At 64.6% G+C, this 8,470-nt stretch carries 6 protein-coding genes and 1 pseudogene (1 of these 7 running past the window's edge); 4 read left to right on the top strand and 3 right to left on the bottom strand.

Annotated elements, in window-relative coordinates; genetic code table 11:
* Positions 1 to 178 precede the first annotated feature (178 nt).
* The 3 genes from EFAMC2_RS03695 to EFAMC2_RS03685 form a co-directional block, all read right to left on the bottom strand.
* Positions 179 to 2,053, bottom strand: coding sequence for an ABC transporter ATP-binding protein (locus EFAMC2_RS03695; protein WP_154027220.1), 1,875 nt, complete (start codon positions 2,051 to 2,053; stop codon positions 179 to 181).
* A 145-nt stretch (positions 2,054 to 2,198) separates the two neighbouring features.
* Positions 2,199 to 4,013, bottom strand: a complete 1,815-nt coding sequence (locus EFAMC2_RS03690; RefSeq protein WP_154027156.1) for an ABC transporter ATP-binding protein — start codon at positions 4,011 to 4,013, stop codon at positions 2,199 to 2,201.
* A complete protein-coding gene (locus EFAMC2_RS03685; protein WP_154027153.1) occupies positions 4,006 to 4,482 on the bottom strand; it encodes a MarR family winged helix-turn-helix transcriptional regulator in 477 nt (158 codons plus the stop codon). The genes EFAMC2_RS03690 and EFAMC2_RS03685 overlap by 8 nt, the downstream gene beginning before the upstream one ends.
* Positions 4,483 to 5,097: 615 nt before the next feature.
* Between EFAMC2_RS03685 and EFAMC2_RS03680 the strand changes: the two genes are divergently transcribed.
* From EFAMC2_RS03680 to EFAMC2_RS10520, 4 genes and pseudogenes are all read left to right on the top strand, one after another.
* A complete protein-coding gene (locus EFAMC2_RS03680; protein ID WP_154027150.1) occupies positions 5,098 to 6,039 on the top strand; it encodes a phosphate ABC transporter substrate-binding protein in 942 nt (313 codons plus the stop codon).
* Between the two features lie 79 nt (positions 6,040 to 6,118).
* Positions 6,119 to 7,021: a phosphate ABC transporter permease subunit PstC gene (pstC, locus tag EFAMC2_RS03675; protein ID WP_154027147.1), complete on the top strand. Its 903-nt coding sequence runs from the start codon at positions 6,119 to 6,121 to the stop codon at positions 7,019 to 7,021.
* Positions 7,014 to 7,970, top strand: a complete 957-nt coding sequence (pstA, locus tag EFAMC2_RS03670) for a phosphate ABC transporter permease PstA (RefSeq protein WP_154027144.1) — start codon at positions 7,014 to 7,016, stop codon at positions 7,968 to 7,970. The genes pstC and pstA overlap by 8 nt, the downstream gene beginning before the upstream one ends.
* Positions 7,967 to 8,470: pseudogene (locus tag EFAMC2_RS10520) on the top strand (phosphate ABC transporter ATP-binding protein); it runs 317 nt beyond the window's last position. The gene pstA and the pseudogene EFAMC2_RS10520 overlap by 4 nt, the downstream one beginning before the upstream one ends.

The raw sequence follows: 8,470 nt of genomic DNA, 5'->3' as shown, positions 1-8,470 counted from the left end.
TCGGTGCGGGGCCGCCATATTGCGGCCCCGCACCGAGCCGGCATCCGCTGCAATTCGGTCGGACCTACGCGGACAGTTCGCGATGCCCCGCGTAGGGTCCCGTTACACCTCGGCTCCATCCACATCGCAGCGCGCCGCTCCGCACGGGCCCTGGTGCAGCTCAGTTGATCTCCCGGCGTTACTCCAGCTCAAAGGCGCCGGTGTAGAGCTGGTAGTAGTAGCCCTTCTTGGCGATGAGCTCGTCGTGCGTGCCGCGCTCGATGACGCGGCCGTGGTCCAGGCAGATGATGACATCGGAGTTGCGCACGGTGCTCAGGCGGTGCGCGATCACGAACGTGGTGCGCCCCTGCATGAGCGCATCCATGCCGCGCTGTACGATGGCCTCGGTGCGCGTGTCGATGGAGCTCGTGGCCTCGTCAAGAATCATCGCGGGCGGGTCGGCCACGGCGGCGCGCGCGATGCTCACGAGCTGTCGCTGGCCCTGCGAGAGCTGCGATCCGTTGTCGGTGAGCATCGTCTCGTAGCCCTTGGGCAGGCGGCTGATGAAATCATCGGCGCCGGCAAGCTTGGCGGCGGCGATGCACTCCTCGTCCGTGGCGTCGAGCTTGCCGTAGCGGATGTTGTCCATCACGGTGCCCGTGAACAGGTTCACGTCCTGCAGCACCACACCGAGCGAGCGGCGCAGGTCGCTCTTGCGAATCTTGTTCACGTTGATGCCGTCATAGCGGATCTTGCCGTCGGCGATGTCGTAGAAGCGGTTGATGAGGTTCGTGATCGTGGTCTTGCCCGCGCCCGTGGCGCCCACGAAGGCAACCTTCTGGCCGGGCTTTGCGTACACCGACACGTCGTGCAGCACCGTGTGGCCCGGCACGTAGCCAAAGTCCACGTGCTCCATGCGCACGTCGCCGCGCAGCGGCACGTAGGTGATGGTGCCGTCGGAGCGGTGCGGGTGCTTCCAGCCCCACAGGCCCGTGCGCTTCTCGCTCTCCACGAGTTCGCCATTCTCGACCGCGAGGTTCACGAGCGTCACATAGCCGCTGTCCTGCTCGGGCTCCTCGTCGAGCAGCTCAAAGATGCGCTCGGCGCCGGCAAGGCCCATCACCACAAAGTTGATCTGGTTGGACACCTGCCCGATCTGCCCGGCGAACTGCTTGGTCATGTTGAGGAACGGCACGGCTACAGCCACCGTCAGCGGCAGCCCCGAGAAGCTCAGATTGGGCGCGTGCAGCGAGATCAGCACGCCGGCGGCGATGGCCACGATCACGTACAGCAGGTTGCCCATGTTCATGAGGATGGGCATGAGCGTATTGGCGTAGCTATTGGCGGTGCGCGCGGCGTCCTCCCATTCGCGGTTGATACGGTCGAAGTTCTCCTCGGCCTCCTCCTCGTGGCAGAAGACCTTGATGACCTTCTCGCCGCCCATGGCCTCCTCCACATGGCCCTCGAGCGCGGCCACGGCCTTCTGCTGGCGTAGGAAGTTCTTCGCCGAGCGCCCGCCCAGGAACTTGGTGGCCCAGGCCATGATCGCGGCGCCCAGGATCACCACGGTGGCCATCGGGATGCTGTAGAACAGCATGATCCCCACGACGGACAGCATGATGAGCGAGGTCAGCATTAGCTGCGGCAGGCTCTGCGAGATCATCTGGCGCATGGCGTCGATGTCGTTGGTGTAGTAGCTCATGATGTCGCCGTGCAGGTGCGTGTCGAAGTAGCGAACCGGCAGGTCCTGCATGTGGTCGAACATGGCGGCGCGGAACTTCTTGAGCGAGCCCTGCGTGATGATGGCCATCGCCTGGTTCCAGAAGGCGTTGCACACCACGCCGATCACGTAGAAGATCGCGAGCATGATGACGTTGCTGATGATCGACTGCGCCACCGGATCCCACTCGCCGGTGTTCCAGACCTGCTGCACGATGGCCAACACGCGCTCCATGAAGACGTTGGGCACGGTCTGCACTACGGCGTTGATCACGATGCACACGATCACGGCGGGTAGCAGCGCGGGATAGAAGCCGAACAGCATCTTGAGCACGCGCAGCGCTGTCTTACCCATGTTGCGCTTCTTGGGTCCGGGCGCGGGTGCGCTTGCCGGAGCCTCTTGTGCGCTTGCCGGAGCCTCCTTGGGCATGCCCTCGGGGGCGTTCGAGCCCGAGGCGATGGCCTCGGCGCGCGTCTCGTCGGGCACGGCAGTCTTCTTGCTATCGGCCATTCGCGCTCACCTCCTTCGAGCGGGCGTCCGAGCCGGTGGCGTCGGTCGCCTCGATGTCGATCTGCTTCTCGTCGTGGCTCTGCTTGTTCTGCGAGGTGTAGACCTCACGGTAGATGTCGCTGCAGCGCAGCAGCTCCTCGTGGGTGCCCACGGCGCTGATGCGGCCGCCGTCCATCACGATGATGCGGTCGGCGTCCTCCACCGATCCGGTGCGCTGGGCGATGATGATCTTGGTGGTCTCGGGCAGGTAGCTCTTGAGGCCGGTACGGATCAGCTTGTCGGTCTTGGTGTCCACGGCGCTCGTGGAGTCGTCCAGAATCAGGATCTTGGGGTGCTTGAGCAGCGCTCGGGCGATGCACAGGCGCTGCTTCTGGCCGCCGGAGACGTTGGTGCCGCCCTGCTCGATCATGTGGTCGTAGCCGTCGGCGAAGCCCTGGACGAACTCGTCGGCCTGGGCGAGCTCGGCCGCCTCGCGCACCTCCTCGTCGGTGGCGTCTGCGTTGCCCCAGCGCAGGTTCTCGGCGATGGTGCCCTTGAACAGCACGTTCTTCTGGAGCACCATGGCCACCTCGTTGCGGAGCACCTCCACGTCGTAGTCGCGCACGTCGCGGCCGCCCACGCGGACGGTGCCCTCGGTGGCGTCGTAGAGGCGCGGGACGAGCTGCACCAGGCTGGACTTGGAGGAGCCCGTCGAGCCGATGATGCCGATGGTCTCGCCGCTCTTGATGTGCAGGTCGACGCCGCTCAGCGCCTCGCGCCTGCGGTCGCCGCCGTAGGAGAAGCCCACGCCGTCGAAGTCGATCGAGCCGTCGGCGATCTCGGTGACGGGGTTGTCGGGGTTGGTGATGCCCGAGGTGGCGGTCAGCACCTCGGCGATGCGGTCGGCGCCCTCCTCGGCTATCGTGCACATGGCGAAGACCATGGAGATCATCATGAGGCTCATGAGGATCTGGATGCCGTAGGAAATGAGGCTCGAGAACTGGCCCACGTCGATGAGCTCGCCCCTTGTGGAGATGATGGCGTAGGAGCCCACGCCGATCACGAACGTCATGATGCAGTACATGCAGAAGTTCATGATGGGGCCGTTGAGCGCCAGGATGCGCTCGGCGCGCGTGAAGTCGAGGCGCACCTCCTCGGCGGCGCGCTCGAACTTCTGCTTCTCGTAGTCCTCTCGCACGTAGCTCTTGACCACGCGGATGCCCGAGAGGTTCTCCTCGGCGCTCTCGTTGAGGTGGTCATACTTCTTGAAGATTCGCTTGAAGATGGGGTGCACGACCTTGATGACCGCAAACAGCGCGATGGCGAGGATTGGAATCACGGCCAGGAAGATGAACGACAGCCAGCCGCCCATGATGTAGGCCATGGTGAAGGCGAAGATCAGCATGAGCGGGCAGCGGATGGCCGTGCGGATGAGCTGCATGTAGGCCATCTGGACGTTTTGGACGTCGGTGGTGAGGCGCGTCACGAGACTCGAGTTGGAGAAACGGTCGATCGTGGCGAAGTCGAAGCCCTGGATGGCGTGGAACATGTCCTTGCGGAGGTTGCGCGAGAAGCCCACCGAGGCCTTGGCGCAGGTGAGGCCAGCCGCTGCGCCAAACGCGAGCGAGACGAGCGCCATGAGTGCCAGGATGCCGCCGTAGGTGAGCAGCGTAGGCAGGGGAGCGCCCGCCTTCACCTGGTCGATGAGCGAGGCGGTGCCAAACGGAATCATGACCTCGAACAGCACCTCGCCCGTGACGAGCAGGGGCGTGGCGATGGCGGCTCCCTTGTATTCACGAATGCTCTTGGCAAGCGTTTTAATCATCCAGTGACCTCCAATGCTGGTTGATGCGTACGAGCATGTCCTCGAGCTGGTCGCGCTCGGCGGGGGAGAGGCAGGCGAAGGCCTCCCGGCGGAACTCCTCGCGCGCGCGCTGGTCCTCGTCTGCCTGGCGACTGCCCTCCTCCGTGAGGCTCACGATGAGCTGGCGGCGGTCCTGCGGGTCGCGGGTGCGCTCGATGAGACCGGCCTCCTCGGCCTTCGCGAGTACCTCCGAGAGCGAGCCCGCCTTGAGCTCGAAGCGGCTCGCGAGCTCGCGCTGCGGCATGGCGCCGCCGGCCTTGCGCAGGGTGCAGAGGATGGGCGCGCGCCCGGACCTGCCGCCGCCATGGACGTGCAGGTAGTGCCCGCAGAAGCCGAGCCCGTCCAGGATGTGTGCGTTCTGGCGCTCCTGTGGGTCGGCAAGGTCCATCCACCGCGGACGGCACAGCTCGCGTTCCTTGATGTCTCCCATGGCCCTCCTTTCTGTGGGCGTTGCGCATGGAGGGCAGAGGCGTGCCGATGGCGTGGCCCGTGCTTGGGCGAGCGGGCTGCCGGCGCCCCGCGCGCGTGCAAGTTGCCCGCGTCCCGCGCTTCCATGCTTTCTTGTTGACCGCGAGGATGCTACGCTCCTTGCCAGTGGTAGTCAAGGTACCTAACTGTATGGGACCTAAAGTAATGGGAACCTAACATTTGCTCGAACGAGAGGCGCATCGAACGCGCGCGTTCCTGAGAGTCTTACCGCCGGCCCGCGGGCTTGCGTTCCCGAGAGGTTATCTGCCGGCCCGCAGATGCATGTTCTCGCGAATCTCACATGTAGGGGCTGCGCGCAGCTGCCTTCGGTGCGTCCTTGCATAGGCACCCGTAAAGGGACCCGACGCCAAATGTAAGCGCAACGTAAAGGGGCGTCACGGCGAGGTAAGGGACGGGAAACATCGAATAAAACCCACGTGCCGGCGCATAGCATTCCAAACCGGTTAAGGGACGTCCAGGCCGGCGGAGGCTGGCGCGTGAGCCAGGGTGGCCACGTGGGACAACCGGCGAAGCCGGAGGACACGGACATCCCAGGGATGCAAGAAGAAGGAGAACCATGCGCACCGATATGTCTCGTCGTCAGTTCCTCGGCCTCGCCGGCAGCCTTGCCGCCGTCGCGGGTCTCGGCCTCGTTGGTTGTGGCGGCGGCTCCACCACCTCCTCCACCTCCGCGGCCTCCGGCGCTGCCGAGAAGACCGTCTCTGGTTCCATCAGCTGCTCCGGCGCCACCTCGTTCCAGCCGCTCGTCGAGGACGCCGCCAACGCGTTCATGGACGCCAACCCTGACGTGACCATCTCCATCTCCGCCGGTGGCTCCGGCCAGGGCCTGTCCGACATCAAGGACGGCAAGGTCCAGATCGGCCGCTCCGACGTCTTCGCCGAGTCCAAGCTCGACGCCTCCGACGCGGAGAAGCTCACCGACAATCAGGTGGCCATCGTGGGCATGGGCCCCGTGGTGAACAGCAGCGTCGACGTTGACAACCTCACCACCGAGCAGCTCAAGGGCATCTTCACCGGCGCCATCACGGACTGGAGCCAGGTGGGCGGCACCGCCGGCGCCATCCAGGTCATTAACCGCAAGGCCGGCTCCGGCACCCGCGCCACGTTCGAGGGCGCCGTCCTCGCCGGCGAGAAGGTCCCCGACTCATTTAAGCCGGTTGCCGAGGAGGACTCCTCGGGCACCGTCGTCGAGAAGGTCCAGCAGACGGAGGGCTCCATCTCCTACCTGTCCTTCAACTACTTCGATGACTCCAAGTTCAAGGCCCTGAAGGTCGACGGCGTCGACCCCACCAAGGAGAACGTCGAGACCGGCGACTTCAAGATCTGGTCCTACGAGCACATGTACATCGCCAAGGACGCCGACGAGGCCACCAAGGCGTTCATCGACTACATGCTCTCCGATGAGGTCCAGGGCTCCCTCGTGGAGGAGAAGGGCTTCATTCCTCTGACCGGCATGAAGGTCAAGAAGGACGCCAAGGGCAACATCTCCAACAAGTAGTTCGATCGACCCTCTCTTCTTGCGGGGCGTCCCAACCCGTGTGGGGACGTCCCGCTTTCTGTGCGCAGAAAGGTTTCCTATGGCAAAGCAGATGCTGCCGAAGCGTCAGCTTGAGAACGTTGGCCTAGGCCTAACGGGCGCGTGCGTTGCGTTCGTGGCGATCGTGGTTCTTACCTTGATCGTGATGGTTGCCCAGCAGGGCCTGACGACGTTCATCGGCGACGGCGTCAACTTCTTCGATTTCTTTCTCGGGGCAAACTGGATTCCCACCGACGGCAAGTTCGGCGCGGCGCCGCTCATCGTGGGCTCATTCTCGGTGACGATCCTCTCCACCATCTTCACCCTGCCCATCGCTTTGGGCAGTGCCATCTTCGTGGTCGAGGTCCAGCCGGTCTTTGGCCGCAAGTTTTTCCAGCCGCTCGTCGAGCTGCTCGTGGGCATTCCGTCGGTCGTGTATGGCCTGCTGGGCCTCACGGTGGTCAACGCCGCGATGCGTGCGATCTTTGGTCAGGCAGCCGGCACCGGCGCCGGCATTCTCTCCGGCTCAATCGTGCTCGCGGTCATGATTCTCCCCACGGTCACGACGCTTTCCATCGACGCGCTCGCCGCGGTGCCCAACCAGTATCGCGAGGGTTCCTACGCGCTGGGCTGCACCCGTTGGCAGACCGTTTGGCACGTGGTGCTCAAGAGCGCCCTGCCTTCGCTCATGACGGCCGTCATCCTGGGCATGACCCGCGCCTTTGGCGAGACGCTTGCCGTGCAGATGGTCATCGGCGGCGTTGAGAAGGCCATGCCCACCGGCCTGCTCGATCCGGCTGCCACCCTTACCACGGCGCTCACCTCAGGCCTCGCCAACGCCACCACGGGCTCCATCCAGTACCACGCGCTGTGGTCGCTCGGCATGCTCCTGATGGCGATGTCGCTGCTGTTCATCCTCATCATTCGCATCATCGGCAAGAGGGGGGCGAAGGCTAATGGCTAACGAAGCTTCTGCGGAGAACGGCGTTACCATCATCGGTGGTCAGTCCGTGGACCTCAATGCCCACGCCGCGAGGATCGGCAAGCGGGACAAGCTTGCCACGGTCATCCTCACCGTCATCGTGGGCCTCGTGCTCGCGCTGCTCGCGGCCATCGTGATCTACATCCTCGCGCAGGGCCTCTGGAAGGTGTTCCAGCCCGGGTTCATCACCAACCCCTCCACCAACAAGGAGCTCCCGGGCATTGCCTACCAGCTGTTCGACTCGTTCTACATGCTCGTCATCACGCTGATCATCAGCGTGCCCATCTCGCTGGGCGGCGCCATCTTCCTGGTGGAGTACGCCCCGGACAACTGGGTGACCTCCGCGGCCTCCACGGCCATCGAGACGCTCTCGAGCCTGCCTTCCATCGTCGTTGGCATGTTTGGCTCGCTGTTCTTCGTGGTCTACCTCGGCTGGGGCATCTCAATCATCGCCGGCTGCCTGGCTCTCACGATGTTCAACATCCCCATCCTGGTGCGCGTGATTCAGCAGGCGTTGGCCGACGTGCCGCGCTCGCAGCGCGACGCCGCCCTGGCCATGGGTCTCACGCGCTGGGAGACCACGCTCAACGTGCTGCTTCCGGCCGCCATGCCCGCCATCGTCACCGGCGTCGTGATCAGCGCTGGCCGCGTGTTCGGCGAGGCCGCCGCCCTGATCTTCACGTCCGGCTCCGCGGCAGCCCGCCTCAACTTCGCGAGCACTAACCTGGCGGCGCCCACCAACCCGTGGAACATCTTCCGTCCCGCCGAGACGCTGGCCGTCCACATCTGGAAGCTCAAGATGGAGCCCACCCCCGGCAACGACGAGATCGTGTGGGGCACCGCGGCCATACTGATTATCTGCGTGCTCCTGTTCAACGTGCTTGCCCGCGTTCTGGGTAAGGTACTCGCGAGGAAGCTGACGAGCGAATGAGTGACGAAGTGAACAACACCCAGGTCGCGCCCGGCGTGACGGAGGACGGCTCTGAGAGGCACCTGCTCTCTGCCCGCAAGGTCACCGTCAAGTACGACGGCATCAAGGAGGCCCTCCACGGCACCACGCTGGACTTCGACGCCGGCGTCGTGACGGCCCTGATCGGCCCCTCGGGCTGCGGAAAGTCCACCTTCCTGCGCTGCCTGAACCTCATGAACCGAGAGATTCCCAAGTGCGTGGTGGGAGGCGACATCCTCTACCACGGGCGCAACATCAACACCAAGGACGAGAACCTCTTCGAGCTGCGCAAGTCCATCGGCATGGTCTTCCAGCAGCCCACGCCGTTCCGCAAGTCCATCCGCGAGAACATCCTGTTCGCCCCCAAGCGCCATGGCCGCATCGGGAGCCGTGAGGAGGGCGACGAGCTCGTAGAGACGTCGCTCAAGCAGGCCGCTCTCTGGGATGAGGTCAAGGACAAGCTCGACCAGAGCGGCTTTGGT

Source organism: Olsenella uli (genome assembly GCF_901212655.1).
GTDB classification, from domain to species: domain Bacteria; phylum Actinomycetota; class Coriobacteriia; order Coriobacteriales; family Atopobiaceae; genus Parolsenella; species Parolsenella uli_A.
The sequence above is the reverse complement of the archived record's forward strand: the minus strand, read 5'-3'. Positions and strand labels throughout refer to the sequence as shown.